Origin of the sequence: Bifidobacterium italicum (assembly GCF_002286915.1) — a bacterium.
Classification (GTDB): Bacteria; Actinomycetota; Actinomycetes; order Actinomycetales; family Bifidobacteriaceae; genus Bifidobacterium; species Bifidobacterium italicum.
The window spans coordinates 62,666-87,817 of record NZ_MVOG01000004.1 but is presented as its reverse complement, the minus strand read 5'-3'; the positions used below and the strand labels follow the sequence as shown (position 1 = coordinate 87,817).

General features: G+C 64.2%; 23 protein-coding genes and 1 tRNA gene. 9 read left to right on the top strand and 15 right to left on the bottom strand.

Translation table 11 applies throughout. The features are described from left to right. Window positions 1–18 precede the first annotated feature (18 nt). The 3 genes from purK to B1400_RS01290 all read right to left on the bottom strand — a co-directional run bounded on the left by purK (window position 19) and on the right by B1400_RS01290 (window position 3,700). On the bottom strand, window positions 19–1,188 hold the full coding sequence (gene purK, locus B1400_RS01300; RefSeq protein ID WP_095612672.1) for a 5-(carboxyamino)imidazole ribonucleotide synthase: 1,170 nt from the start codon (window positions 1,186–1,188) through the stop codon (window positions 19–21). Then, entirely contained in the window at window positions 1,172–1,669 is a 498-nt protein-coding gene (gene purE / locus B1400_RS01295; RefSeq protein ID WP_095612671.1) for a 5-(carboxyamino)imidazole ribonucleotide mutase, read from the bottom strand. Before purE ends, purK begins: the two co-directional genes overlap by 17 nt. A 168-nt stretch (window positions 1,670–1,837) precedes the next feature. Next, window positions 1,838–3,700 carry a 1-deoxy-D-xylulose-5-phosphate synthase gene (locus B1400_RS01290; RefSeq protein ID WP_095612670.1) on the bottom strand — a complete coding sequence of 621 codons (1,863 nt, stop codon included), beginning with the start codon at window positions 3,698–3,700 and terminating at the stop codon, window positions 1,838–1,840. Window positions 3,701–3,857: 157 nt separating this feature from the next. Here B1400_RS01290 and B1400_RS01285 point away from each other — a divergent pair, with 157 nt between their 5' ends. Further along, window positions 3,858–4,856, top strand: coding sequence for a zinc-binding dehydrogenase (locus B1400_RS01285; RefSeq protein WP_095612669.1), 999 nt, complete (start codon window positions 3,858–3,860; stop codon window positions 4,854–4,856). Between the two features lie 105 nt (window positions 4,857–4,961). On the opposite strand, the gene B1400_RS01280 is transcribed toward B1400_RS01285, so the two are convergent. From B1400_RS01280 to B1400_RS01250, 7 genes are all read right to left on the bottom strand, one after another. Continuing rightward, window positions 4,962–5,035: transfer RNA gene (locus tag B1400_RS01280), tRNA-Arg, on the bottom strand. A gap of 323 nt (window positions 5,036–5,358) precedes the next feature. Beyond that, entirely contained in the window at window positions 5,359–6,552 is a 1,194-nt protein-coding gene (locus B1400_RS01275; protein WP_095612668.1) for an SLC13 family permease, read from the bottom strand. A gap of 227 nt (window positions 6,553–6,779) precedes the next feature. After that, the gene (gene dnaG, locus B1400_RS01270) at window positions 6,780–8,846 is read right to left on the bottom strand and encodes a DNA primase (protein ID WP_095612667.1); all 2,067 of its coding nucleotides are present in this window, start codon (window positions 8,844–8,846) and stop codon (window positions 6,780–6,782) included. 88 nt (window positions 8,847–8,934) lie between these two features. Next, complete coding sequence (locus B1400_RS01265; RefSeq protein ID WP_095612666.1) at window positions 8,935–10,221, bottom strand: deoxyguanosinetriphosphate triphosphohydrolase; 1,287 nt, start codon at window positions 10,219–10,221, stop codon at window positions 8,935–8,937. A 45-nt stretch (window positions 10,222–10,266) separates the two neighbouring features. Then, the gene (gene alr, locus B1400_RS01260) at window positions 10,267–11,634 is read right to left on the bottom strand and encodes an alanine racemase (RefSeq protein ID WP_095612665.1); all 1,368 of its coding nucleotides are present in this window, start codon (window positions 11,632–11,634) and stop codon (window positions 10,267–10,269) included. Window positions 11,635–11,746: 112 nt separating this feature from the next. Further along, window positions 11,747–12,271, bottom strand: coding sequence for a GNAT family N-acetyltransferase (locus tag B1400_RS01255; protein ID WP_095612664.1), 525 nt, complete (start codon window positions 12,269–12,271; stop codon window positions 11,747–11,749). 106 nt (window positions 12,272–12,377) lie between these two features. After that, the gene (locus tag B1400_RS01250) at window positions 12,378–12,872 is read right to left on the bottom strand and encodes an S-ribosylhomocysteine lyase (RefSeq protein WP_095612663.1); all 495 of its coding nucleotides are present in this window, start codon (window positions 12,870–12,872) and stop codon (window positions 12,378–12,380) included. Window positions 12,873–13,345: 473 nt separating this feature from the next. Between B1400_RS01250 and B1400_RS01245 the strand changes: the two genes are divergently transcribed. Next, window positions 13,346–14,443: an iron-containing alcohol dehydrogenase family protein gene (locus tag B1400_RS01245; RefSeq protein WP_095612662.1), complete on the top strand. Its 1,098-nt coding sequence runs from the start codon at window positions 13,346–13,348 to the stop codon at window positions 14,441–14,443. A gap of 37 nt (window positions 14,444–14,480) precedes the next feature. On the opposite strand, the gene B1400_RS01240 is transcribed toward B1400_RS01245, so the two are convergent. Further along, window positions 14,481–16,442, bottom strand: coding sequence for an exo-alpha-sialidase (locus B1400_RS01240; protein WP_095612661.1), 1,962 nt, complete (start codon window positions 16,440–16,442; stop codon window positions 14,481–14,483). A 296-nt stretch (window positions 16,443–16,738) separates the two neighbouring features. On the opposite strand from B1400_RS01240, the gene B1400_RS01235 reads away from it, so the two are divergent. From B1400_RS01235 to B1400_RS01205, 7 genes are all read left to right on the top strand, one after another. Beyond that, window positions 16,739–17,536, top strand: coding sequence for a DUF1295 domain-containing protein (locus B1400_RS01235; RefSeq protein WP_095612660.1), 798 nt, complete (start codon window positions 16,739–16,741; stop codon window positions 17,534–17,536). Window positions 17,537–17,646: 110 nt separating this feature from the next. Beyond that, a complete protein-coding gene (locus B1400_RS01230) occupies window positions 17,647–18,807 on the top strand; it encodes a HipA domain-containing protein (protein WP_133064573.1) in 1,161 nt (386 codons plus the stop codon). 70 nt (window positions 18,808–18,877) lie between these two features. Next, window positions 18,878–19,369: a GNAT family N-acetyltransferase gene (locus tag B1400_RS01225; protein ID WP_095612658.1), complete on the top strand. Its 492-nt coding sequence runs from the start codon at window positions 18,878–18,880 to the stop codon at window positions 19,367–19,369. Window positions 19,370–19,433: 64 nt separating this feature from the next. Further along, a complete protein-coding gene (locus tag B1400_RS01220) occupies window positions 19,434–19,694 on the top strand; it encodes a type II toxin-antitoxin system Phd/YefM family antitoxin (protein ID WP_095612657.1) in 261 nt (86 codons plus the stop codon). A 244-nt stretch (window positions 19,695–19,938) separates the two neighbouring features. After that, window positions 19,939–20,400, top strand: coding sequence for a hypothetical protein (locus B1400_RS01215; protein WP_095612656.1), 462 nt, complete (start codon window positions 19,939–19,941; stop codon window positions 20,398–20,400). Continuing rightward, the gene (locus tag B1400_RS01210) at window positions 20,379–21,116 is read left to right on the top strand and encodes an ImmA/IrrE family metallo-endopeptidase (protein ID WP_095612655.1); all 738 of its coding nucleotides are present in this window, start codon (window positions 20,379–20,381) and stop codon (window positions 21,114–21,116) included. The genes B1400_RS01215 and B1400_RS01210 overlap by 22 nt, the downstream gene beginning before the upstream one ends. Next, window positions 21,109–21,675 carry a DUF4411 family protein gene (locus B1400_RS01205; protein WP_157909605.1) on the top strand — a complete coding sequence of 189 codons (567 nt, stop codon included), beginning with the start codon at window positions 21,109–21,111 and terminating at the stop codon, window positions 21,673–21,675. Before B1400_RS01210 ends, B1400_RS01205 begins: the two co-directional genes overlap by 8 nt. A 169-nt stretch (window positions 21,676–21,844) precedes the next feature. On the opposite strand, the gene B1400_RS01200 is transcribed toward B1400_RS01205, so the two are convergent. From B1400_RS01200 to B1400_RS01185, 4 genes are all read right to left on the bottom strand, one after another. After that, complete coding sequence (locus B1400_RS01200) at window positions 21,845–22,315, bottom strand: Fic family protein (protein ID WP_235607250.1); 471 nt, start codon at window positions 22,313–22,315, stop codon at window positions 21,845–21,847. 83 nt (window positions 22,316–22,398) lie between these two features. Next, complete coding sequence (locus B1400_RS01195; protein ID WP_235607249.1) at window positions 22,399–22,938, bottom strand: Panacea domain-containing protein; 540 nt, start codon at window positions 22,936–22,938, stop codon at window positions 22,399–22,401. Window positions 22,939–23,294: 356 nt separating this feature from the next. Beyond that, on the bottom strand, window positions 23,295–23,783 hold the full coding sequence (locus B1400_RS01190; RefSeq protein WP_133064572.1) for a hypothetical protein: 489 nt from the start codon (window positions 23,781–23,783) through the stop codon (window positions 23,295–23,297). 80 nt (window positions 23,784–23,863) lie between these two features. Further along, window positions 23,864–25,075, bottom strand: coding sequence for an AAA family ATPase (locus B1400_RS01185; protein ID WP_095612651.1), 1,212 nt, complete (start codon window positions 25,073–25,075; stop codon window positions 23,864–23,866). Window positions 25,076–25,152 lie beyond the last annotated feature (77 nt).

Here is a 25,152-nt window from a genome sequence, read left to right as displayed (position 1 = left end):
CGCCCGTCGCGCATCGTCTCAGCCGCGGTCGGTGATGTCGGCCCAGCAGCCGGTCGCGTCAAGCTCGGCGACGGTGCGTTCGACGTCGTCGGTCAGGACGGTGATGTGCCCCATCTTGCGGTCGTGCTTCGCCTCGGCCTTGCCGTAGTCGTGCACATGCCACTCGGGATGCCCGGCGATCGCCTCGCGCGTCGGCGCGACGTGCTGTCCGAGCACGTTGACCATGACGGCGGCCGGCGTGAGCGTCCGAGGCTGCGCGAGCGGCCAGCCGCAGATGCCGCGCACATGCAGGTCGTACTGGTCGAAGTCGCATGCCTCGATCGTGTAATGTCCGGAGTTGTGCGGGCGCGGCGCAAGCTCGTTGACGATGAGCGTGCCGTCGGCGAGCACGAACAGCTCGATCGCGAGCGTGCCTGCCAATGCGAAGCCCTTCGCGAGCGCGACGGCCAGCTCCCGCGCGCGTTCCCGCATGCCGTCATCCATCGGCGCCGGCATGATCGTCTTGTGCAGGATGTTGTCGCAGTGGATGTTGCGCACGACCGGGAAGGTCACGTAGTCCTCGCCGTTGCCGCTCACGAGGATCGACGCCTCGTAGGCGAAGTCGACGAAGCCTTCGAGGATCGCCGGCGGGAAGTCCCCGTCCGGCCAGACCTGCCCGAGGTCGGCGGCGTCGCGCAGCACGATCTGGCCGTGGCCGTCGTAGCCGCCCTCGGCCGTCTTGAGCACGGCCGGATAGCCGATCCGTCCGAGCGCGGCGTCCAGTTCGGCGCGGTCGTTCACCGGCGCCCACGGGGCGGTCGCGATGCCGTGGTCGTTGATGAAGGTCTTCTCGGCGACGCGGTTCTGCGTCACGCGCAGCAGGTCGGTGCCCTGCGGGATCGCGACGCGGTCGCGCACCGCGTCGAGCGCGTCGGCGTCCACGTTCTCGAATTCATAGGTGAGCACGTCGCTGCGTTCGGCGAGTTCGCGGATCGCCGCCGTGTCGTCGTAGTCGGCGACGATCTGGAAGTCGGCGACCTGCGCGGTCGGGCAATCCTCGGTCGGGTCGAGCGTACCGACGCGCAATCCCATGTATTTCGCGGACAACGCCATCATACGGCCGAGCTGTCCGCCGCCGACGATGCCGATCGTCGCGCCCGGCGCGAGCATGTCGACGGCGCCGTTCGTTTCCTCAGACAAGCTTGGCATTGGATTCGTCCACCTTCTCCTTGAGTTCCTCGCGGTATTCGTCGAGCGCCTCGGCGAGCGCCGCGTCGTTCATCGACAGCATGCTCACGGCGAGCAGTCCGGCGTTCGTGGCGCCCGAATTGCCGATCGCCGTCGTGGCGACCGGGATGCCGCCGGGCATCTGCACGATCGACAGCAGCGAATCCCAGCCGGAGAGCGCATGCGACTGCACCGGCACGCCGATGACCGGCAGCGTCGTCTGCGCGGCGACCATGCCCGGCAGATGCGCCGCGCCGCCCGCGCCGGCGATGATGACCTTGATGCCGTCGGCGCGCGCCGCATGCGCGAACTCACCCATGAGCTCGGGCGTGCGATGCGCGGAGACGACGCGCTTGAGATAGGGGACGCCGAAACGGTCGAGCATCTCGCAGGCGTGCTTCATCGTCTCCCAATCGCTGGCCGATCCCATGATCACGGCCACTTCGGGCTTGCTGGCTGTCATTGTTACCTCCGCAATGATGTGGACGGTTGGTTTGCTGCGTGTTCCACTGTACGCCGACCCGGCACGCGCGACGCCGCGGCGCGCGGCCTCCGTCTCACATCGCGGCGCGCTTCCCGATCGTCCCCGCGTCGGCCCTCCTCGACCCCGCGCGCGTCGCCGCGCGTCGGCTCACGCCGTGCGCGGCAGCTCGCGGATGCGGCCGACGATCGCATCGACCGTCATCCCGTAACGCGAGTCGAGTTCGGCGAGCGGCGTGCGGTCGGTGAACTCCTTATCGGCGCCGAAGTTGAGCACATGCACTCCCGCGTCGGGCAGCATGTTCGCATAGAACGCGGTGACCTTCTCGCCCCAGCCGCCTTCGAGCTGCGCGTCCTCGAGCGTGACGACGACGCGGTGGCGCGACGCGAGCGCCGTGAGCGTGCGTTCGTCGAGCGTCGAGAACTGCAACGGGTCGATCAGCGTCGCGTCGACGCTGCAGTCACCGCCGGCGCCGTCGGCGAGCGCGCCGACGACGGCCTGCGCCGTCGGGTAGGCGTCGCCCAGCCCCAGCACGGCCACGTCGCGCCCGTCATGCGCGATGCGGTACCCGCTCCACGGCGCGTCCGCGTCGGTGCGCTGCGGCGCGGCCGTCGCCTCGGCGTCGAGAATCCCCGCGCGTTCGGCGTCGAGGATCGCGTTGCCGGGCACGCGGATCAACGTCGGCGCCGTGTTCGCCGGCGACGTCGACCAGGCGAGCATGTCGAGGAACATCCGCCGCGACGTCGGCGCCAGGCAGCGCAGCCCCGGGATGTTGCCGAACATCGTGACGTCGAAGGCGCCCGAATGCGTGTTGTCGGCGTCGGAGACCCCGCCGCCGAAGGACAGCAGCGTCACCGGCGCGCCGTTGATCGCGACCTCCTGCTGCAGCTGGTCGAAGGCGCGCTGGAAGAACGTCGCCGACGTGGCGACGACCGGCCGTCCGCCGGCCTTCGCGATGCCGGCCGCGAACGCGACCGCATGCTCCTCGGTGATGCCGGTGTCCACGTAGTGCGCGCCGGCGCGGGCACGGAACTCCGGCGTGATGCCGTTCGACCCCGGCGTCGCCGGCGAGATGACGACGAGTCCGGGTTCGGCGTCGAAACGCCGCTCGAGCGTCTCCATCGCCAGCCGTCCGTAATGTTTGCGCGCGCCGAGCGGCCTGCCGGCGTCGGCCATCGGCGACTGCCAGTGGTTGGCCTCGCAGCGGCCTTCCCGGATGCCGTGCGCGGCGTCCTCGGCGTCCAGCCCCAGGCCTTTCGTCGTATGGATGTGCAGCACGATCGGATGGTCGATGTCCTTGACGTCCTCGAAGGCGCGCACGAGCGCATGCACGTCGTTGCCGTCCCCGACGTAGCGGTAGTCGAGGCCGAAGGCGCGGAACAAGTTCGTGGCGCAGCGGCCGCGCGACGCGCGCATCTCGGCGAGCGTCGCATACATGCCGCCGTGGTTGCCGGCGATCGACATCTCGTTGTCGTTGAACACGATGATCAGGTTGCCGCCCTGCTCGGCCGCGTTGTTGAGCCCCTCGAAGGCGATGCCGGAGCTCAGCGCGCCGTCGCCGATGACGGCGACGACGTTGTTCGTCTGCGGCGTGCGGCCGGCCGCTCGGCGCATGTCACGCTCCTTCGCCAGACCGCACGCGAGCGAGATCGACGTGCCGGTATGCCCCAGCACGAACAGGTCGTGCTCGCTTTCGTCGGGGTTCGTGAAACCGCTCACCGAGTCGAACAGCGCCGCGTCGCGGAACGCCCGCGCGCGCCCCGTCAGCATCTTGTGCACGTAGCTTTGGTGGGAGACGTCGAAGACGATCTTGTCGAACGGCGATTCGAAGACGCGGTGCAATGCGACGCTCGCCTCCACAAGGCCCAGGTTCGAGCCGATATGGCCGCCGTGGCGTTTGCCGAAGTCGACGAGCGTGTCGCGGATCTGCGCGCACAGGGCGTCCAGTTCGTCCCCGCCGAGCCCCTTGACGTCCGCGGGTGCATGCATGTTCGCCAGAATGTCGCCGGTCATGAGCCTGATCAGATCCTTACGGTTGCGTTCGGTGGACGCGGGTGCGCGCCCCGCGAACCATATTATAGTGTGCCGGCCTCGGGGCGGTCCGCGACGCGTTAGAATGACGGTTGGCGGGCGGACGACGCGTCCGCCCGAACGGACGTAAGGAGCGGCGATGCGGGCCGTATACGCACAGGGCATCAATCCGGAACATCCTTTGGAGGCGCTCGCGGTGGGCGAATTGCCCACCGCGAGGCTGCCGTACGGATGGACGCGCATCAGGACGCGCGCCGTCTCGGTCAACCATCACGACATCTGGTCGCTCAAGGGCGTCGGACTGCCTGCGGACATGACGCCGATGATCCTCGGCACCGACGTGTGCGGCGTGCTCGAGGAGGAGCCCGAGGGACGCACCGGGCTCAAGGCCGGCGACGAGGTCGTCGCATACACGGTCATCGGCGCGGACGGAGCGGGCGTGGCCGCCGGCGAGCGCCGTACGATCCTGTCGGAGAGGTATCCGGGCACGATGGCCGACGAGACGCAGGTCCCGGCGGCGAATCTGTTCGCGAAGCCGGCGAACTGCACGATCGAGGAGGCGGCGGCGCTCGGCACAAGCTGGCTCACCGCCTATTCGATGCTGTTCTCGCGCGGGCACGGCGCGCAGGTGCAACCCGGCGACAGCGTGCTGATCCAGGGGGCGGGCGGCGGCGTGGCGAGCGCGGCGATCCAGCTCGCGCACGCGGCCGGCCTCGAGGTCTTCGTCACGTCGCGCAGCCAGGAGAAGCTCGACGTGGCGCGACGCATCGGCGCGGACGCCGCCGTGCATGTCGGCGAACGCCTGCCGCACAAGGTGGACGCCGTGCTCGATTCGGTCGGTTCGGCCACATGGGCCCATTCGATCCGCTCGGTGCGTCCCGGCGGCGTCATCGTCACCTGCGGCGCGACGAGCGGCGACCAGCCCGGCGCCGAGCTGACACGCGTGTTCTTCCAGGACATCCGAATCCAGGGCAACACGATGGGATCACGCGACGATTTCGCGAGGATGCTGCGCTTCGTCGAACACGCGAACCTGCATCCGATCATCGACGCGACCTATCCGGTCGAATACGCGAAGGACGCCTTCGCCCGCGTGCTGTCCGCCGACCTCTTCGGCAAGGTCGTGCTCACGTTCTGACGGCACGGCCGGCGTCCCGGCACATGCATCCGTGCACGGAGCGGCGTGCCGGGCCTGCCGCATCCCCAAATGCAACGGGGATGGCGCGGACGCCATCCCCGATCGTGACCCCGGACGGGCTCGAACCGTCGACCTTGAGATTAGAAGTCACATGCTCTATCCAGCTGAGCTACGGGGCCAAACCTGAATCAGTATAGCGCACATCATGGTACGTCACCGAACGCCGACCGTCACCGTCCGCATTGCGTCCCGTTCCATCGGTCCCATCGACGAACGGGGACGCAACCAAGCCGTTCTACGGGACGAACCGCCGAGACCGCCGACGAAACAGGACGCTCCGGTCCGAACCATCGGCCCCGCCGACGGACCGGCCCGCAAACAGGTTGTTTTCCGGGACGAACCATCGGCCCCGCCGACGAGACGACCCGTTCCGGGCCGAACCGTAGGCCCCGTCGACGAAACGACCCCGTACGAGCGGATGCGGCCGCGTCGCGACCGCCCGCTACTCGATGATCAGCGCGAGGATGTACAGCAGCAGCAGGAACAGCACGCTCACGGCCGTGTACATGGCCAGATATCGGCTCTTCTTGCGCGGATAGGCGCGGGCGTAGTTCTTGTAGGTGATGAGCGAAGCCATCGATGCGATGAGCGTGCCCATGCCGCCGATGTTCGTGCCGATGATGAGCGGCACCCACTGGTCGCAGAATCCGGACAGCAGCAGCGACGTCGGCACGTTGCTGATGATCTGGCTGGAGATGATCGACACCTCGAGCGGACGCTGCCCGACGAAGGCCTGCGCGATTGCGCAGAACTCCGGCACACGCTTCATGTTGCCGATGAAGATGAAGAACATGATGAACGTGAGCGGCAGACCCCAGTCGGCGTGCAGGAAGGATCTGCGGTCGCAGACGAGCATCGCGACGACGGTCACGACGCACATCACCCACAGCGGGATGAGGTCGCTGACCGTGAGCACGCACACGAGGAACACGCCGGTGTACACGATCGCACGCCATCCTCCGTATCCGGCGCCGTAGCCGGTGACCTTGATCTCATCCGGCTGCGCGCGCGAGGAGTCCGGCGCGAGCACGCCGCGCTCGATGCCCTTGCTGTCCATGCCTTCGAACTCGGTGATCGTGCGGCCGCGGAACACGACCGCCGTGACGATGACGAGCAGCACGGCCGCGAGCGCCGAATACGGCGCCATGATCTCGAGAAAGCGTCCGGTGCTGATGCCGGTGAGCGCCTTGAAGTACAGGTTGTGCGCGTTGCCGATCGGCGTGAGCATGCTGCCGGTGTTCGCGGCGACCGTCATCAGCGCGCACACGACGATCGCCTTGTCCTCCATGTGCGCCATCGTGAGCACGGCCAGTCCGAAGGGCACGAAGGTGAGCAGCGCGACGTCGTTCGTGATGAACATCGACGAGACGAAGGTCAGCGACAGCAGCGTGAGCACGAGCCCGCGCGCCGTGTGCACGCGGCGCAGCAGCGACGCGCCGATGATCCTGAAGACGCCGATGCGCTGGAATCCCGCCACGACGAGCATCAGGCAGATGAGCTGCGCGATCGTGCTCACATGCACGTAGCCGCCGTAGTCCCCGTCCGGCGGCACGATGAAGCATGATATCAATGCGAGTATGGACGCGACGATCAATATGGTCTCGCTGCGCATGAACGTGAGCACCCGTTGCCGCATCCATCCTCCAGAACGCACTTGCAAAAACAAGCCCATCCTACACGAAATCGCGCCGTTGCAACGATTCGGCGTGGTGTATCGCCGACCGTTTCCGGCGTGCAAGGCCGCAAGCTGTTGCAATCATTGCGCTTACGCGCCGACGTTTTCAGTCGGGCCCATATCGTCGCACAGACTACGCCCCATTAGTTCACCGGGATGACTAAATTCGTCGCCGCGACAGGCGCCGCTCACCCGCCGAAGATGCTCGCCTTGAGCTCCTTGCGCGCCGTCTCGAGATGCTGCAGCACGCCGAGCAGCTCGATCTGCTGCTTCGAGTCCTGCGTATGCGCGATGCGGTGCTTCGTCTGCTCGATCGTGCGCATGTAGCCGGCGTCGAGCAGCTTCGCGAGCAGCTGGTTCGCGTACTGCCGCTCCGCCTGCGTCGCCTCGCGCAGCGGCTGCGTGACGACGCCGGCGCCCCCGTGCGCCTCCTGCTCACGTTGCACGGCGTCCTCGTCGAAGCGCAGCGGCAGCGGCATGACGGCGAGTTCGTTGATGACCTGACCGAGCATCGGACCGCCCGCTTCGAGCAGATGCTCGAACCACTGCTGCTGCGTCGCCGAATCCGGCGGCAGTCCGCCGGCCACGTCGACCGCCTGGTACAGCGTCTGGAACACCGGCGTCTGGAAGCAGTGCACGTTGAGGCCGCGGAACAGTTCGGCGTTGACGGCGCGCGGGATCTGGATGAGCGTCGCCATGAACTGCTGCTCGCAGATGAACACCGGATCGGGCACGCGGTAGAAGGTCTGCCGCTCGGCGTTCGCCTGCTCGATGAGCCGCGCCTGCACGGCCGTCGGCTCGCCCTGGCGCTCGCCTTCGCCGGCGCGCGGGTAGCGGCTGCGCCTGGGCATGTACGCGTCCTCGTCGCGCACATGCAGCGCCTTGCGCGCCGCGATGACCTCGCGCCGCATGACGTCGAGGTCGACGCCGATCGCGCGCGCCTCCTTGCGGGCGTACAGATCCCACAGCGAACGGTCGCGGATCTGCGCGATGAGCGGCGCCGTCGCCTTGACGGCGCCCATCCGCCCGGTCGTGTACGAGGTGTCGAAGCGGTTGACGGCGGCGCCAAGCACGAAGTCGTACAACGGCTTCGCGTTCTCGACGAGCGCGCGCAACGCGTCGTCGCCGTGCCGGATGCGCAGGTCGCAGGGGTCGAGGTTGTCCTCGGCGACGGCGACGAAGGTCTGCGACAGGAACGCCGTGTCGAGGCCGAACGCGTGCAGCGCCGCCTTCTGCCCGGCCGCGTCGCCGTCGAACGTGAAGACGATGCGCGAGCTGAGCGCCTGCCCTTCGACCTTGAGCGGACCGACGAGCTGCACGGCGCCGAGCGAGTCGTCGTGGATGAGGCGGCGCACGATCTTCGCGTGCTCCTCGCCGAACGCGGTGCCGCAGGTGGCGACGGCCGTGTCGATGCCGGCCAGATGCATCGCCATGACGTCGGTGTAGCCTTCGACGATGACGACCTGCCGTTTCTTGACGATCGCGTCCTTGGCCAGGTCGATGCCGTAGAGCACCTGGTTCTTGTGGTAGAGCTGCGTGTCCGGCGTGTTGATGTATTTCGCGCCGATCTGGTCGTCGTCGTACAGCTTGCGCGCGCCGAAGCCGAGCGTGCGGCCGGTCGAGTCGCGGATCGGCCATGTGGCGCGCCCGCGGAAATAGTCGTAGACGCCGCGTTGGCCCTGACGCGCGAGGCCGGCGTCGAGCATCTCCTGCTGCGTGTAGCCCTTGTCGGCGAGATGACGCACGAGGTTGTCCCAGCCCTGCGGCGCGTAGCCGCACCCGAAGCGCACGCAGTCCTCGCGGCTGAAGTCGCGTCCGCCGAGCAGCTGGCGCGCCGGCAGCGCCTCCTGCGTCGTCAGCTGTTCGACGAAGAAGCGCTGCGCCTCCTCGTTCATCTCGAGCAGCCGCGTGCGCTTCGAACCCTTGCGCGCGTTGTCGGAGCCGCGCCCCTGCTCGCGGTGCAGCTCGATGTGGTATTTGTCGGCGAGCAGTTCGACGGCGTCGGGGAAGTCGAGGTTCTCCCGTTCCTGCACATAGCCGAAGACGTCGCCGGAGCGTCCGCATCCGAAGCAGTGCCACAGGCCCATCGACGGGCGCACATAGAAGCTCGCCGTCTTCTCGTCATGGAACGGGCACAGGCCGGAGAACGAGCCGGCGCCCGCCGGCTTGAGCGACACGCTCGCAGACACGATGTCGTACAGATCGGCCGCGTTCCTCACCTTGTCTATGTCTTCTTGCCTGATCAAGCCCGCCATGAGCCAACATCATATCAGCCGACCGTCATCGCGGGGCCGTCGTGCACCGATGCTTCACGAACGCGGCGTTTCACGCGCACGGCGGCGTTCACGAGCACAGCAGCGTGTGCATCGTCATCGCCGACGCGTCGGTCAGGCTCGCGACCTGGTCGATCGCGACGCGCAGCCGCGCCCCGTCGTCGGCCGCGTCCATCCAGTCCTCCCAGAACACGCGCTCCAACGCGAAGGGCGGCGTCGACCGGTCGTCCATGATCATGTCGACGAGGTCGGTCACGATCCGCTGTTCGTCCTGCTGCATCGGCGAATGGTCGCGCGGCTCCATCAGATAGTGCACGGCGATGCCCTTGAGCACGAGGATCTCGTAGCGCGTCACTTCAGGCACGGCGAGCGCGCCCATGTACCGCGTCAGCGCGCCGGCGCCGTGGATCGCGCGCATCGCCGCCTCGACGCTCAGCGCGAACCTGCCGATGAGCATGCTCGTGACGTTCTTGAGCTGTGCGAGCGCACGGCGTGAACCGTCGAAGGTCTCGGGGAACGCGCCGATCGCGCGCAGCCTGCCGAAGGCGCGCACAAGCTCGTCGGCGTCCCACTGCGGCCCGTACCATGCGTTGATCTCGCGCACGACGGCGTCGACGGTCCCCGTCCGGTCCAGCTCGGTCAGATCGGCGGCGCCGGTGGCGACGGCGTCCTCGAAGTCGTGCACGCTGTACGCGATGTCGTCGGCGAGGTCCATGACCTGCCCCTCGAGCGGCACCGTCTCCTCGGGCGCGCCCTCCTTGAGCCACCGGAAGACGTCGACATCGTCCGGGTAGACGCCGAACTTGCGGCCGCGCTCGCCTTTCGGATGCGCGTCGGCGCGCATGTAGCCCCACGGGTACTTGACGGATGCGTCGAGGCATGCGCGCGTGAGGTTGACGCCGGCCGGACGTCCCGAGGCGCGGAAGATCTTCGGTTCGAGGCGGGTGAGCAGACGGAAGGTCTGCGCGTTGCCCTCGAATCCGCCGATGTCCTTCGCGAGCGCGGCGAGCGCGCGTTCGCCGTTGTGGCCGAATGGCGGATGGCCGAGGTCGTGCGCGAGGCATGCGCAGTCGACGACGTCGGGGTCGCAGCCGAGCATCCGCGCGATCTGGCGGCCGATCTGCGCGACTTCGAGCGTGTGCGTGAGACGTGTGCGCGCGAAGTCGTCGGTGCCCGCGACGAGGATCTGGCTTTTCGCGCCGAGCCTGCGCAGCGCCGACGAGTGGATGAGGCGTGCGCGGTCTCGTTCGAAGGGCGTGCGGCGTCCCGATTTGGGCGGCTCGGCGGCCCATCGTTCGATGTCGTGCGCCGTGTAGCCTTCCGGCGTCGGCTCTCCGACCGTCGTCTCCCCGTCCATCGGCTCCCCTCCCCTCTTGAGTGTTGAACGCGCCGTGCGGATTCGTTACAGGATGCTCGCCGGGTCGAGCTTCGCGAGATCGTCGGGGCCGAGCACTTCGGCTGCGTGTTCGTACAGCCGCGGGATGCGGTTGCGCAGGCAGGTGAAGATCTCGTAGCTGATCGTCTCGGCGGCGCGCGCCCAGTCGTCGGCGGTCGGTTCGCCGTACGCCTCGCCGCGGCCGGGGCCGAAGAGCTCCACCGTGTCGCCGATCGCGACGCCGAGGTCGTCGGCCATGCCGTGCAGGTCGATGATGAACTGGTCCATGCAGACGCGGCCGCTGACGCGCATGAGCCTGGGGCCTTCCTTCGTCATGACGCGCACCGGACCGCCGGGCATCGTGCGGCCGCGTTCGCCGAGCGCGCCGAGCGCGTCGGCGCCGGAGGCGGAACGGTGGATGCCGTCCGCGTAGCCGACCGGCACGATCGCGACGCTTGTGCGATCCTCGGTCAGGTAGATGCGCCCGTAGGACAGGCCGCTGTGCGCGTCGACGTCCTTGACCGAGCTCAGCTGCGCCTGCAGCGTCATCGCCGGTCTGAGCCCGTAGCGTTCCGGGCTGCCCATGTCCGGGTCGGCCTCGTAGCCGTACAGGCCGACGCCGGGGCGCACGAGTTCGTAGTGGATCGACGGGCGGCTCAACGTGGCCGCCGTGTTCGCCAGATGCCTGATCCGCGGTTCGATGCCGGCGTCCGCGAGGCGCGCCGTGAACTCCTCGAAGCGTGCGATCTGCGCGTCGGTCTGCGCGACGAAGTCGGCGTTGCTCGGGGCGTCGGCGACGGCGAGGTGGCTCCACTGGCCGACGATGTTGAGGACGCCTTCGTCGCGCAGCGCGGCGAGCGCGCCAGCCGCCTCCGGAAGGTTCTCGAACGTGAAGCCGTTGCGGCCGAATCCGGTGTCGACCTTGATGTGCACATGGGCGGGGCGTCGCGCTTCGCGCGCGGCGGCGGCGATGCGCTCGAGCGCCGTCGTCGTGGCCACCGACAGGTCGATGTCCTCCTCGATCAGTTCGCGGTACGGCGCCTCGAGCGGGTTGTTGACCCAGGTGAGGATATGCGCGCGGTCGGGGCCGATGCCGGCGCGACGCAGCAGCAGCGCCTCGTGCGCCTGCGCGGTGCCGAGCCAGGTGGCGCCGCCGGCGAGCGCGGCGAGCGCGGTCGGGATCAGTCCGTGGCCGTAGGCGTCGGCCTTGACGACGCCCATCACCGCGGTCCTGTCCCCTTCGCGGTTCACGACGTCGACGAGATGGCGCATGTTGTCGCGGATGGCGGCGAGGTCCACGATCGCCTGCGCCGGATACCGCCGGCGCGCGGCCCGGTAGTTGGCTTCGCCCCGGGGTGAGGAGAAATGCGGTTCGGCAAGTGCTTGTGCGGTCATATCCGGTATTGTCGCGCACCGCTGTGACGTCGGTGCGCGCGGCGGTTCGCGGCGCGGGGCATCGCCTGCGCACGCGCTGGGCTCAGCGCGCGATCACCAGATCACCACTCGCTCACCATTCGTGCCGCTGGTAGGCGATGCGCGTCGTGTCCTCGTCGCGGTCGAGCAGCTGGATCAGGCCGCAACGCGCGAACCCGCAGGTCTCGAGCACATGCTGCATCGCCTTGTTGTTCGGATGCGTGTCGACGCGCACGTTGCCGTAATGCTTGAGGCACCATTCGACGCAGTCGCGCGCCGCGTGGCGCACGAGACCGCTCGACGCGATCCGGTGGATCGTGACATAGGAGTCGTTGTCGAGCCACGCGCCGTTGATCTTCACATAGGTCGGGTCGATGCCCGGGCACACGGCGAACTGCGCGAGGATGCGCTCATGGCCGCCGACCGTGTCCACGAGCAGCATCGTGCGTTGGTTGGCGATGTCGTCCTTAACCACTTCGGACCTCGGGAACGTGCTCCCCCACTGCGTCGGGTTGCCGTTGCGCGCCATCAGCTCGCGCGCGCGGGCGTAGTTGCGTTCGATCTGCGGATAGTCCTTCATCGTCGCATGGCGGAACCGCCGTGTCGATGCGCTGCCCATTGCCTGCCTCTTCCTTGTTGTCGATGCCGTGTCCGGCGGATCCGCCGCGCCATGCGCGAGGACGCCCGTCACGGGCGTCCGCGCGCATCGGCCCTGAACGGGCGTCTCAGACGAGCCTGCGATCAAAGGGGTCGGAGCTGATGCCCTGCGCGAGGATGTCCCTCGCCCACTCCTTCGCCGTGAACAGGCTGTGGTCGCGGTAGTTGCCGCAGCTTTCGACCGCCGTGGCCGGCACGTCGTCCCACGTCGCCTCGTTCGCGATGAACTCGAGCGACTCCTTGAGCGCCTTCGCAACATCCTCGGTCGAGTGCTCGCCCCAGGTGAGCAGGTGGAAGCCGGTGCGGCATCCGAACGGCGAGCAGTCGATGTAGCCGGGGATGCGCTCGCGCAGCAGCACGGCGATCGTGTGCTCGATCGTATGCAGGCCGCCGGTCGGGATCGCGTTCTCGTTCGGCTGGACGAGACGCAGGTCGTAGTTGGAGATGACGTCGCCGTTGGGGCCGGTCTGCGTGTCGATGTAGCGCACGTACGGCGCCTTGACTTTCGTGTGGTCAAGCTGGAAGCTTTCGACGACCGGCTTGTCCTGCTGCTCCTGTGCCATGGTCTCCTCTTTCGTTTTCGTCGTCCTTCGTCGCGTCGCGTCGCGAATCCGGCGGGATCCGGCCCGGACGTACGCCATCCCATAGTGTATCCCCGTGAGTGTATCCGCGCACGGGAACGGCGTCCGCAGCCTCGCCCTGCCGGTTTCGGCGCCGGTCCCGCAGATGCGCCGGAGCATCGCGAAACTAGACAGATACGGTGCTCGCCGCCCTTTGCTCCACTTGAAGCGAACGCCGTTCGTCGGGCTTCATAGTATGGCCACCAACGCGTCGGTACGCCACAAGCTCTTCGCCGTCGCCAGCAACGCATCAGGTCCGCAACCGACCGCATGCGGCGCCATGTTCCATCAGAACACCCCGCCGCAGCCGAACGCCGGGCCGCCCCGAACGCCGTCCGCCGCATACGATGCGCGGACAGGCCAACAACCGTTTCCCCAACGGAGGAAACACCAGATACAAGAAAGAAGAGCTTCCGATGGCCACCTTCGTCCAAGACACCGATGTCCGCCCCGGCCCGAACCGCTACGTGAGCGATCCGGGAGTCGCCAAGATCGTCCCGAAGTACCTCGAGGACTACGACCATCCGGTCGTCATCACCGGTGTCAAGTCGGCGCAGGCGTTCCTGGACTACACCGGCGCTGACGAGTTCTTCGCGCCGGTGCTGCGCTACGACGGCACGTCGAGCGAACGCAACGCGCGCGAACTCGCCGAGCAGGCGAAGGCGCTCGACGCGGACGCGATCGTCGCGATCGGCGCAGGCAAACTGTCCGACACGGCGAAGAACGTCGCCGAGATCCTCGACGCGGACCTCGTCATCGTGCCGACGCTCGCCTGCGCGTGCGCCGCCTACTCGCCGTATTCGGTGGATTACGACGACGAGCACCGCTTCCTCGGCGTGCCGGTGCATCCGAGGAACAGCACGGCGCTGCTCGTCGACGCGGCGATGATCGCGCGGGCGCCGTCCGAGAAGTTCATCGGCGGCATCGGCGACACGCTTGCGAAGTTCTACGAGTCCGACCCGGTGTTCGCGCAGGCGGACGACCTGACCGTCTTCGACAAACTGTCCCGGCACAGCGCGCGCCTCATACGCGACACGCTGCTCGAGGAAAGCGAGCCGGCGCTCGAAGCGCTGCGCGCCGGAAAGTACGACGATCAGCACGTGCGCACATTGATCGACACGATCATCGGTCTGGCCGGCACCGTGGCCGGCTTCGGCGGCGTGCGCGCCCGCGAATCCGGCGCGCATACGGTGCACGACGGCCTGACGCGCATTCCCGGGTCGGCCGAGACGATGCATGGCGAGAAGGTGGCGTACGGCGTCATGGTCCAGCTCGTGACCGAAGGCAAGGAGGACGAGGCGCGGGCGCTGCTGCCGTTCTACGACCGCATCGGGCTGCCGCATTCGTTCAGGCAGATGAACCTGCCGTTCACCGACGACAACCTCCGGACTGTGGCCGACTTCGCCGCCGCCGAGGGCTCGCCGTTCCACGCGGCGGTGCCGGACGTGACCGCCGAGCAGATCATCGACGCGATGCGGGTCGTCGAGGGCTTCGCGCAGCCGTCGGCCGAATAATCCGGCGGACCGCATCCTGCGGTCTGTGCACGTTGGATTATCGCAGATTACGGCATCGGCGCCCTGCGGGACGCTTGGCGGCTCTCAGCATCCACGCCCCCGGCAGCGCCGACAGCACGGCCGCCATACACAACCACACCGATGACGCTCCTGTGCTCGCCAGACCCCCATTCTGCGCTGCAGCGCCATCGGCATCCTTGCCGGATGCATGCGAGTTCTCGCGCTGTTTCCGATCCGCATCGCCCTTCGTGTTCGGCGTTGCGTTCTCGCGTGACACTTCAGGCTGCTGGGTCTTGCCTTCATCGGTCCGGGTCGATTCCGTCCGCGTCGGCGATGGATGCAGCGTCAGTTCGAATGAAGCCGCAGCCGTACGCGGCATGCCCGTGCCGTCGTCTTCCTCCGTCACGACTACCGTCGCATGGTATTGCCGAACTTCGTCAATGCCGTCGGTCGGGGTACCGACAATCGCCTGAGTCTTGTCATCATAGGACAAGCCGGCCGGCAACCCCTCAAGCGTGGCGCTGTCCTTGAGAGAGGGGTCGTTGTGCTCGACGCCCAAGGGAATGTTGACCGGTTGTCCGACAGTTGCTTCGACGTGTTCCGGCGGCGTCATCCTGAGCTCTGTGACGAGGTCGGGCTGCAGCCACCGCATTGTGAACGACTGGTATCCGACATCGTTCCAACCTCCAATCTCGGGTTCCATCAACAGGCCGATGCGTCCGTCTGACTGGACGGTCATCGAGGTGTATCCGGTGCCATTGGACCGCAATTCCTTGGTATACGGCCATGTGGCCCCATCGTCCACGGACATACTGATGACGCCACGCTGGCGGCCTCCGTCCTCATCGTTCGTGTTGGAGAACAGCAGCACCCGCGAACGCAGCGTACCGGGTCGGGCATTGGGATAGGCGCGGATGATGTCGGCATTGTTCCCCGAGTCCCGCAGATACGGCGCAGTCGACCGATAATCCGTGTTCCAGTGTTCGCCGCCGTCATCCGATACGGCCTGAATGCGATATCCGTTCGCGTTTTGATTCGCCACGCGGGAATTCAGCAGCAGCCGGCCATCCGAAAGCTCGACGACCTTGTTCTCGTTGAAGCTCCACCTGCCGGCATCCGTCACGTTGGAGGTCAGCTCTCCCAAATGCCATGAGGCGCCGTGATCGTCGGAGTACACCGTGCCGGCGACCACGGTGTTGAGGTTACCTTTGACGACGCATGTCAGCTGATTGAGCAATCGTCCCCTGTGCGGCTCCTGCACCTTTTGGGCGCCACCGCCCGAAGTCATGAAGCAGGAGGTGAGGCCGTAACGTTTCGCGGCGTCACGGAGCACCTGATCGGTGATGATGCGATTCTTCCATGTGTGCCCATCATCGGTGGATACAGACAGACCGAGATTCAGGACATGCTCGTTCGCCTCATCGATGGCGCCGTCCGGCGTATAGGTATATGCAGGGGCGTTCGCCACAACGCCGGCTATCTGACTGTACACATGGAAGTTAAAGATGGTGCCCGTATCATGATCCACCACATATGAGGGATCGGAATAGCCTTGGGGATGCTGCCCTGATGCCCCCTGCGCGATCACGATCTCCTCGCCCCAAGTTTTTCCTTTGTCCGTGGAGCGCCGCTGCAGAATCGAATTCGGATTAGGCGCATCGCCTCCTCGAATGTCTCCATTGGCGGCCGGCGGACGCCTGTCGTAGGAAGCCAGCAGATCACCGTTTGACGCCTCGGTCAGTGCTGGGATGCGGATGGTGTATTTACCGGCCAGTCCTTGCGCGATACGATCCAGTTCGCCAATATCCGGTTCCAAGCTCGGATCGGCATCAGGCATCCTGAACGACTTCGCCGAATTGACATCAGCTCCAGCTGCGTCAGGAGCCGCCTCCTCAGCGACCGCCGGCAGAGCGATCAAGCCGCACAGCAAGGACAAAGCCCCTATACAACATATGCCTATGGTCCCGAATCTCTTATATCGCTTTTCCAATGCAGTCATGCCATCTCATTTCACGGGTGATGATTGTCTTTGTCATTTTGAGGCATCAGACACCCACGGGAACGGCGTCTGCGCACGTTCGGTATATCATCCTCACCCATTAAGCGCAGCAGTATGCAACCTCTCGCCCCACCCAGCGCCCGTTGCCCCGGTCACATTGGCGACATCAGGATTCGCATCTTTTCACATCCGCGGCCTATCTGCGGTCGCACGCCTCCGACACGCCCGGGAATGCGCCCACGGCGCTATTCTCCGCGCGACCGATGCGGCCGGCCGCCGCCCGATACGCTTGGAATATGGCATTCTTGATTGTGTTTATCGTGGCGCTGGCGATCAGCGCAGTGGGCTTCCACCGCTACATCTGGTTCATCTCGATCGGCTACGGCTTCTCGATCGCCGGCATCGGCTCGGCGCTGCTCATCTACTTCGGGCTCCGCGGCGGCCTGACGACGGTTGCGACCGTCATGGCCGCTCTGCTCATCATCTACGGGCTGCGGCTCGGCGGATATCTGCTCATCCGCGAATACCGCAGCTCCTCCTACCGGCAGGTGATGCAGCAGGCAATCGACAACGGCTCGCAGGTCAAGCTGCCGCTCAAGCTCCTGACCTGGGTCGGGTGCGCGCTGCTGTATGCGTGCGAGGCCTCGCCGATCGTGTTCCGTCTGCAGAACCATGCGGGCACCGACGCCGTCGCCATCACGGGCGCCGCGATCATGGCGGCCGGCATCATCCTCGAATCCGCGGCGGATCTGACAAAGAACCGCTTCAAGCAGCGGCATCCGCACGGCTTCTGCGACGTCGGCCTGTTCCGCCTCGTGCGCTGCCCGAACTATCTGGGCGAGATCATCACATGGACCGGTGTCTTCGTCTCCGGCGTCACCATCCTCAACGGCGTCTGGCAGTGGATCGCCGCGATCGGCGGCTATCTGTGCATCTGCTGGATCATGTTCGGCGGCGCGCGCAGGCTCGAGCTTCGCCAGAACAAGGAGTACGCCGACGACCCCGACTACCGGCGCTACGCCAAGCGCACCCCGATCCTCATCCCGTTCATCCCGCTGCACAGCCTGAGCAACGCCAAGTGGCTCATCGGCTGAGCTTCAGCGCTTCGCGCGGCAGAGCCGCTCCTCCCGGCATTCGCTGGAAGACGCGGTTCTGCTGCTATGCTCGGGTATGCGGACGAGGATCCGACGGGAGGTGAATGGTCATGCGGCGCAGAATCATCATGAACCGCACCCACGAGACCCTGGCGTTCGATTTCGACGAGCGCACCGGGCATGCCGTGGGCGCCGCCTCCATCATCGACGCGCAGCGCATGCCACCGGAGTTCACCACGCATGGCAAATACGCCGTCTACGCGCATCGCGTGGATTCCTGGTGGCGAGGAAGGGCGATTCCCTCCACACGCGACGGCATCGCCCGCGTGCTTGCGGACCTGCGTCTTTCCAATACCGTCGAACTGCTCGACCGCACCCGAGGCCTGAGCCTGTCCGACCAATACTGGGTGCGGGATGCGGACGAGGATGTGCGCTGGGAGGACGTCAATTTCTTCGACAATCCCTTCCCCGAACAGCTCGGATATGCGCTGCTGTCCGAACGCTCGTCGTCGCATCGGTTCAGTTTTAACGCCCCCGACGCCTCCACCGGCGGCGATCTGCCGAAACGATGGACGGTCGGGGCTGATGGGACACGACTGCTCATCAAAGCCGGTCGCACCGGACAGGAACCAATCAACGAGCTGATCGCGTCCCGTCTTGCGGCTCGTCTGCACATTCCCGCCGTACGGTATACGCTCGGCGAATACGACAACCGTCCCGTCTCGATCTGCGCGGAGATGCTCTCGGACACCGAGGAGCTGATCAGCGCATGGCAGGCGTTGGGTACCGCGAAGCGGAACAACCGTCTGTCCGCCCGTGACCAGTGGATCGCCGCCGCAGCCGCATTGGGCGCCGACGAGCAGGAGACGTCCGACGCCACCGACGACTGGCTGCTGATCGACTGGCTTATGCGCAACATCGACCGCCACTACAACAATTTCGCGTTGATCCGCGATGTGGAGACCCTGCGCGTGCGGCCCGCTCCCCTCTTCGATACGGGCGCTTCGCTGTGGGCTGGTGAACTGCGCATCAGCAACGCGGACTACAGGACCCGACCGTTCTTCGTCACAACCAAATCTCCCACGGCGCGCAGACAGCTGCATCTGATACGCGATTGGGGCCGCTACGATCTCGATGCGCTGGACGACTGGCCCGAAGATGTCGCCCATCATCTGAGTGAATATGGTCTCATGGCGGAATCCCGAATCCATCTGATCCAGCAGGCGCTGCAGGAACGCTTCCAGCAGGCGAAGCAGGCGCGCGACCGATAATATAAGCGCACACCGTCCCAACCGGCGCACGTCCACCGCGCCGTTCCTTCCCGGACGTACGATGGGAGCCATGTCGAATACCACCACGAATCTCACCATCCGCCGCGCCAGGCTCTCCGATTCCGCCACCATCATGGATCTGCTGCGTCAGGTCAACGACGTGCACGCGCACGGGCGGCCCGACCTGTTCGTCGAAGGCCGCACCAAGTACACGCCCGACGAGCTCGCGCAGATCATCGCCGACGATGACCGACCGATCTTCGTCGCCGCCGACGATAACGGCGACGTGCTCGGCTACGCCTTCTGCGTGCGCGAGGACCATGCGGGCAGCAACAACCTACAGCCGATCGCCACGCTGTACATCGACGACATCTGCGTCGACGAGGCCGCCCGCGGCAAGCATGTGGGCACGGCGCTGTACCGTCACGTCCTCGACTACGCCCGCGCGCACGGCTACCACAACGTGACGCTCAACGCCTGGGCTGCGAATCCCGCCGCCGTCAGGTTCTACGAGTCGCTCGGCATGCGCGTCTACAAATACGGCATTGAGCAGATCCTGTAGAGATGCGTCCGTTCAGCATACGATTTCCTCTTCGCTGATCGGCGCCACGATACAAGGAGCAACCATGCGCGCGATAACCTACAGTTCGTTCCGCAACAATCTCAAGGAGAGCATCCGTCAGATCCGCGAGGACGCGGAGCCGCTGCTCGTCACCAACAAGGACGCCGAGGATAACATCATCGTCATGAACCAGTCCGACTACGACAGCCTGATGGAGACGGTGCGCATCTACCGCAATCCGGCGATGGTTGAGAAGATCCTCCGCGGCATGCGTCAGGCGCAGCATGGCGACCTGCACGAGCACGGACTGCTCGACGAGAACTGACCGATGAACCTGACGTAGACCGCCAGCGCCTGAGACGACTACCTCTACCGGCAACGCCAGAACCGGAAGACACTCAAACACATCAACACGCCCTATGACGGCTTGATTGAATCTTCGCGCCCAATACCATCATCACGCGTTTCGTACAACATTCCGCGTTGTTGTCCGACCCGGCTGTCTTCCTTATCATTGAGAGTGCTGAGAGTGCTTTACCGTTCCGAAAGAGCCAGGAAGGAGGTGAACAGTGGCGACCTTGACGGTACAACCGCGTGTACTGCAGTGGGCCGTGCGCAGCAGCGACGCTGACGCCGGCGCAGTGGCCGCGACCAACGGCGACCTTGCACAGCTGCCCAGCTGGCTGGATTCCGACGAGCCGCTGCGACTCTCCTTCACGAAGGTCTCCAAGTTGAGCAAGGCCCTCCATGTGCCTTTCGGCAGTCTGGTCCGTTCTTTCCCGACTCCGCAGGAAGAGGAGCCGCTGCTGCGGTATCGAACGATCAACAACGATGGCGCCGCGATAAGCAACGACCTTAAGGACGTGATTCGCGTGATGCGCAGTCGTCAAGACTGGGCTCGCGACGAGATGATCTCCGCCGGTTTCGAGAAGAACGCCATCGTGGGCATGGCGAAGAACTGCAAGGCTTCGGAGTCGTTGGCGGCAAACATTCGCGACGTATTGTCCTTGTGGATGATCGTCACATCCTGAAGAAGCAGGACAATGACCGCTTCCGCTATGTACGCAGGCAGGCTTCGGACGCCGGTCTGATGGTGATGGTCGATTCCATGGTGGGCACGACTCGCAGGCGCTTGGATCTCGACGAATTCCGCGCCTTCGTGTTGCTGGACGATATAGCTCCGCTGATTTTCATCAACCGCAACGATTCCTACAGAGGCATGATGTTTTCGCTGCTTCATGAGGTGGGTCATGTGCTGTTGGGCACCAGCGAACTCTACAACGATCCGATGTTCGAGGCTAATCGGGTGGCCGCTGAGCGGCTCATCAATCACGCCGTGGTTCAAGCATTGGTCAAGGATGATGCCTTCAGACAGGTCTGGATGAATCACAGCGATTCCGGTCCCATCGCCGCGGCAGATGAGTGTGCGCATCTATATGGACTGAGCGCCTTGACAATGGCCATCCATGCATGCGAGCTTAAGCTTGCGACGCATCAGGACGTAGAAGTCGTCGAATCCCACACACGGCAGATGCTGGAGGCAAAGAAAAGCGCCGATAAGAAGCGGGACGGCGGAAATCAGAATGCGAATACCGCGTTCCACCTTGACGACCGCTACGTATGGATGGTCAGCGAAAGCATCAAGAGCGGATCGTTGCCGTACACCGATGGGCTCGACCTGCTCGGAATACGCTCGCTGCGCGCCTACGATGGATTGCTACGAGAGAAGGGACTGAATGATGTCTGATCCCTATCTCGTCGATTCCAATGTACTGATCAGCGCCCATCGGGTGCATTATCCCTTCAGCACTAGGATGTTCCAGCCTTTCTGGCAAACACTGGAGCAGGCAGCCTCGGACGGCATACTCCTCATGCTCGATGTGGTGTACGACGAGCTCGTGCCCAAACAAGCACCGCCCAATACATGGGACGTGTTGGCCCAGTGGACCGAAGCGGTCTTCAGAGGCAGGATTCTCAGCCGCAAAACGGATGCGATCTTAGCCGCATACGTCGAAGTTCAGGATTATCTCGTTACCTGCAAATGCTATCAGCCGTCCGCTGTGAATCAGTGGAGCGCGGAATCCAAAGCCGATCCTTGGCTCATCGCCGCCGCCAAGGTACATGGAGTCGCAATCGTCACCGATGAGGGAATGGACAAACCGACTCCAAAACAATCCATCAGGAAAGAGCCGAAGATTCCCGACGTTGCGTCGGCCTTGGACGTGCGGACCTGCACAACCCGGCAGTTACTCGGCGACACAAGCCTGTTCAAAGCTGCCACCTATCCGATACAACCTTCATTCTGAGATATCCCTCGCCAGACTCAAGGCTCGGTTTTCGCATAGCCGCAACTCAGAGCCCGTCATACGCATCATCTCGGGATCATCCCAAGATGACGGCAGCATCGTGCGTCCGGCCTCAAGGTTTCTGGGCATTGCCGTTTCCCTCGCGCTCGCCCAATTTCCCGACCCAACGCTACCCCACCCGCACCGCGTGCTCGCGCAGGAAACCGGCGAGTTCGTCCGCGCCGCCGCGGCCGGTGACGATGCCCTGCACCCACTGGTACAGCTCGTTGTCCGCCGCGTCCTCGGCGTCGTTCGCGCGTACATCCCAACCGTGCATCTTCAGGATCGCGAGCGCCATCTTCACAGCCGTACGTTTGTTGCCGTCGGGGAAGATGTGGTCTTTCGCGAAACGCGTCGCGAAATCGGAGATCTGCGCGAAGACGTCCGCGTAGCGTTGCCGCGGTGTGACGCCGAAGAAGCTCAGGAACGTCGAACCGAGCACCGACTGCACACGTCCGAGGATCCTCTCGTCGACCGTCGCCGGCGCGGTCGCCGTAATGTCAAGCCCGGTGCCGCGTATCGTATCGATGTACACTTCGAAAACCGATTCCGCGAGCGCATCCATACGCATCTGCTTGCCGTCGAGTTCGATCGGTTCCACACATCGTTCCATCTGTTGTTCCACGCCCTGTTTCCCGTTCCGTCGTTCCATGTTCTGTCGTTCCATGTTCCGCCCCATCGTCGTTATGAACGCTCCAGCAGACGCAGCGCGTTCGCGTATTCCCGGGTCACGTCGGCGACGCAGTGCGCGAGTGTGTGCGTCGGCACCGCGCGCCGCATATCCGCCGATATGAGGATGTCGTCGATGCCGATATCGCCGCTGCCGCGTGCATGTGCGCGCGACCATACGCCATCGTCCGCGCTCGACAACGTGAGCAGATCGACTACGGTGAGCGGTGCGTACTCCCCGACGACGTGCGCGACGATGGCCTCCGCATCATCGTTGAGCGGTTCCTCCTGCCATTCGTCGCGCTCGCGGACCGTACGAAGCCCGAAGTGTTCGTACGCTTCCCACACGTGCGGTACGATGGGTCCGCATTCGCCGACCGTGACCTCATCCGCGAACAACGGTGCACCCGTGCGCCGTAGTGCCGCGACCTGGCACCAGTAGACGAGCAGGTTGAGTTTGAGGTTCGTCAGGAAATACGTGCCCCCGTATGCCGCGACGATGCGCCGCGCGATTCGCAGTGCGGGAATCGGGGCCGCCGTTGTGCTGTGTATCATTGATGTTCATGATGCGCCAATGTTGGTACAAGGATGTCGATTCGAGCCATCCGACGATGTTCAGCAGGATACAAAAGCGGCCGCTTGTGCTGTACACGGAGGTACTGCACAAGCGGCCGTCGTATCCGGCATGCGCGACCGGTCACCGTGGGAGGCGCGTATGCGGGATCGGGCAATACACTCACCGCATAGTCAGAACCGCGCGATTCGAAGAATCCGACAGAACCGCGCGCGATCTGCTGCGTCGCATTGTCCGCGGCGGCCTGTCCACGTTGGCGGACGCGTTCGCGACATCGTTTGTTGCCACACGATACGGAGTGACGACACTGTGCTGCAACAATGAGTTGATGTCTGATTCACTTCAGTAACCACATAAGATCATATTCATTTTTCTCGCATCGGTGGATTCTATGGTATTCGCGGATTGCATTACGTAGATCGTCAGGGTCCTGCCAGTACACACGCGCCCAATCTTCGCGCTTCACATCGGCATATCCCAATACACTGCGACAGAAGCCCGAAGGCTTGGCATTCTTCTGTTTTTGGCTATAGGACTGCCATGCTCCCTCTTGGCCCTCCGCAAGAATCACCAAATGCTCAATCTCCGGTCGCGTGTGGAATGAATACACTGGCATATTCCTATATGCTTTCGGAAGTACGAATCGTTCACGAAGAGAATCAAGCACCCGTATAACGACCACTTGCGCATCCCATTCCATGGTGAGATACGTATCGGCAAATTTGTCCGCTGACCGCACAGGTATGGTTGCCCTACCTGTGGCAACATCCGGAATCACCTGTTCGGCATCAAAAACCAGTGCATGCGCCGCAAGTAGGGTTTCCATAACCACCCGCTCCATGGAGCCCTCGCAGATTATGGCAATCCTCGCGTTCCGCAGACATTCGGGATCGAAAGCACCGCTCATCACTGCCCCGAATCCGCAGAGAGCCTGTGGGTGATATAGTTCCGCAACATCATGATTTCAGCGGCTTTGGGAGCCGTGGCGCCAAACTGGTTCGACAGGAACATTTCGCTACGCTTGATATCGTAGCGCGGTTCCAAATCAGACAATTTGCTGGCATCAACCTTGCCGTTTTTCATACGCCTCATGAAATATATGCAGTCCGTCCGATCGAGGTAATCCAATAACTCCGGATAATGCGTGGTGAAAATCAGGCATGCGCCGTGAGGATTGGTCACCTGACTGGTAAACAAATCAAAAATGGTCTGTATAAGACGTTTGTTCAGACTATTCTCCAATTCGTCAACAAGCAGCATGTCTCCATGCATCAGCACGCTGATGACCATCTGCATGATCTGAGATCCACGCATCGTGCCGGAACTGAGGAGTAGGGGCAAATCCATCGGAGACACGTCATAGGAACGCTCCTCACCTGCGAATTTGACATGGAAGACGTTCTCCCCATCAAGATCGAGATGCTCCACCGTGTTATCGAAGAACCTGACCACCTGGGTCGGTATCGGACTCATCGGCACCGGAATGTTCAAAGAACTATCGTAGTAGCCCATTCCAAGACCACGCGCGCCATCATCGCGCAGCAGGGTGACGATGGAACGGTTCCGCCCCAGAGCGACTGCAAGATCCTTGCTGAGTTCGCCCCTTGTACGCATGATCTCACAATGGCTCCGGAAAGCGTCAACATCAGCCAATTCCTTTTTGCTGATTCGTCTGCCTCGATGTTGCCACAACGTTTCGGATCCAAAACGGAAGGGGGACTGAGTATCGGCAGAGGTTGGCTCTCTCCACAGATTCCCCATGGAGTCCACATGGGATTCCAGAAGATACCACTCGCCTGCATGCTCAAGCACTATTTGCAGATCGAGGCCGGACTCTTCCAGAAGTTTCGCAACTGCCACACAGGTGCCATCATTGAGAGCTGTACCAATAACCATTTGGCTGGCAAGGGACAGAAGACGCAACGTGGTACTTTTACCAGTGGCGTTGAGACCGGCGAACGCCACAACTGTCTGGGATGCCACGGATGCTCCAGGGCCACTGAATCTCCTTGTCCCCGTATCATCACCGCTCACACGCCCAGTTGCATACAGATCGATGGAAGTCCAATCAGCGGAAAAGAGCTTAAGCCCCTTCGCCCTCATCGTGACGATTTTCACATCCGCCTCCTTTGCATTTATAAACGTGTTTTACGTTTATACGTGACACTACGTTCTATCGTACAACACGACACGAG

Bases quoted from the DNA above. Each gene is read 5' to 3' on its own strand.
- B1400_RS01275 (WP_095612668.1), bottom strand. From the start codon at position 6,552: ATGCGGCAACGGGTGCTCACGTTCATGCGCAGCGAGACCATATTGATC.
- B1400_RS01255 (WP_095612664.1), bottom strand. From the start codon at position 12,271: ATGGGCAGCGCATCGACACGGCGGTTCCGCCATGCGACGATGAAGGAC.
- B1400_RS01240 (WP_095612661.1), bottom strand. From the start codon at position 16,442: ATGACTGCATTGGAAAAGCGATATAAGAGATTCGGGACCATAGGCATA.
- B1400_RS01250 (WP_095612663.1), bottom strand. From the start codon at position 12,872: ATGGCACAGGAGCAGCAGGACAAGCCGGTCGTCGAAAGCTTCCAGCTT.
- B1400_RS01190 (WP_133064572.1), bottom strand. From the start codon at position 23,783: ATGGAAACCCTACTTGCGGCGCATGCACTGGTTTTTGATGCCGAACAG.
- B1400_RS01205 (WP_157909605.1), top strand. From the start codon at position 21,109: ATGTCTGATCCCTATCTCGTCGATTCCAATGTACTGATCAGCGCCCAT.
- B1400_RS01245 (WP_095612662.1), top strand. From the start codon at position 13,346: ATGGCCACCTTCGTCCAAGACACCGATGTCCGCCCCGGCCCGAACCGC.
- B1400_RS01235 (WP_095612660.1), top strand. From the start codon at position 16,739: ATGGCATTCTTGATTGTGTTTATCGTGGCGCTGGCGATCAGCGCAGTG.
- purK (WP_095612672.1), bottom strand. From the start codon at position 1,188: ATGCCAAGCTTGTCTGAGGAAACGAACGGCGCCGTCGACATGCTCGCG.
- B1400_RS01225 (WP_095612658.1), top strand. From the start codon at position 18,878: ATGTCGAATACCACCACGAATCTCACCATCCGCCGCGCCAGGCTCTCC.
- B1400_RS01290 (WP_095612670.1), bottom strand. From the start codon at position 3,700: ATGACCGGCGACATTCTGGCGAACATGCATGCACCCGCGGACGTCAAG.
- B1400_RS01230 (WP_133064573.1), top strand. From the start codon at position 17,647: ATGCGGCGCAGAATCATCATGAACCGCACCCACGAGACCCTGGCGTTC.
- B1400_RS01195 (WP_235607249.1), bottom strand. From the start codon at position 22,938: ATGATACACAGCACAACGGCGGCCCCGATTCCCGCACTGCGAATCGCG.
- B1400_RS01285 (WP_095612669.1), top strand. From the start codon at position 3,858: ATGCGGGCCGTATACGCACAGGGCATCAATCCGGAACATCCTTTGGAG.
- B1400_RS01220 (WP_095612657.1), top strand. From the start codon at position 19,434: ATGCGCGCGATAACCTACAGTTCGTTCCGCAACAATCTCAAGGAGAGC.
- alr (WP_095612665.1), bottom strand. From the start codon at position 11,634: ATGACCGCACAAGCACTTGCCGAACCGCATTTCTCCTCACCCCGGGGC.
- purE (WP_095612671.1), bottom strand. From the start codon at position 1,669: ATGACAGCCAGCAAGCCCGAAGTGGCCGTGATCATGGGATCGGCCAGC.
- B1400_RS01265 (WP_095612666.1), bottom strand. From the start codon at position 10,221: ATGGACGGGGAGACGACGGTCGGAGAGCCGACGCCGGAAGGCTACACG.
- dnaG (WP_095612667.1), bottom strand. From the start codon at position 8,846: ATGGCGGGCTTGATCAGGCAAGAAGACATAGACAAGGTGAGGAACGCG.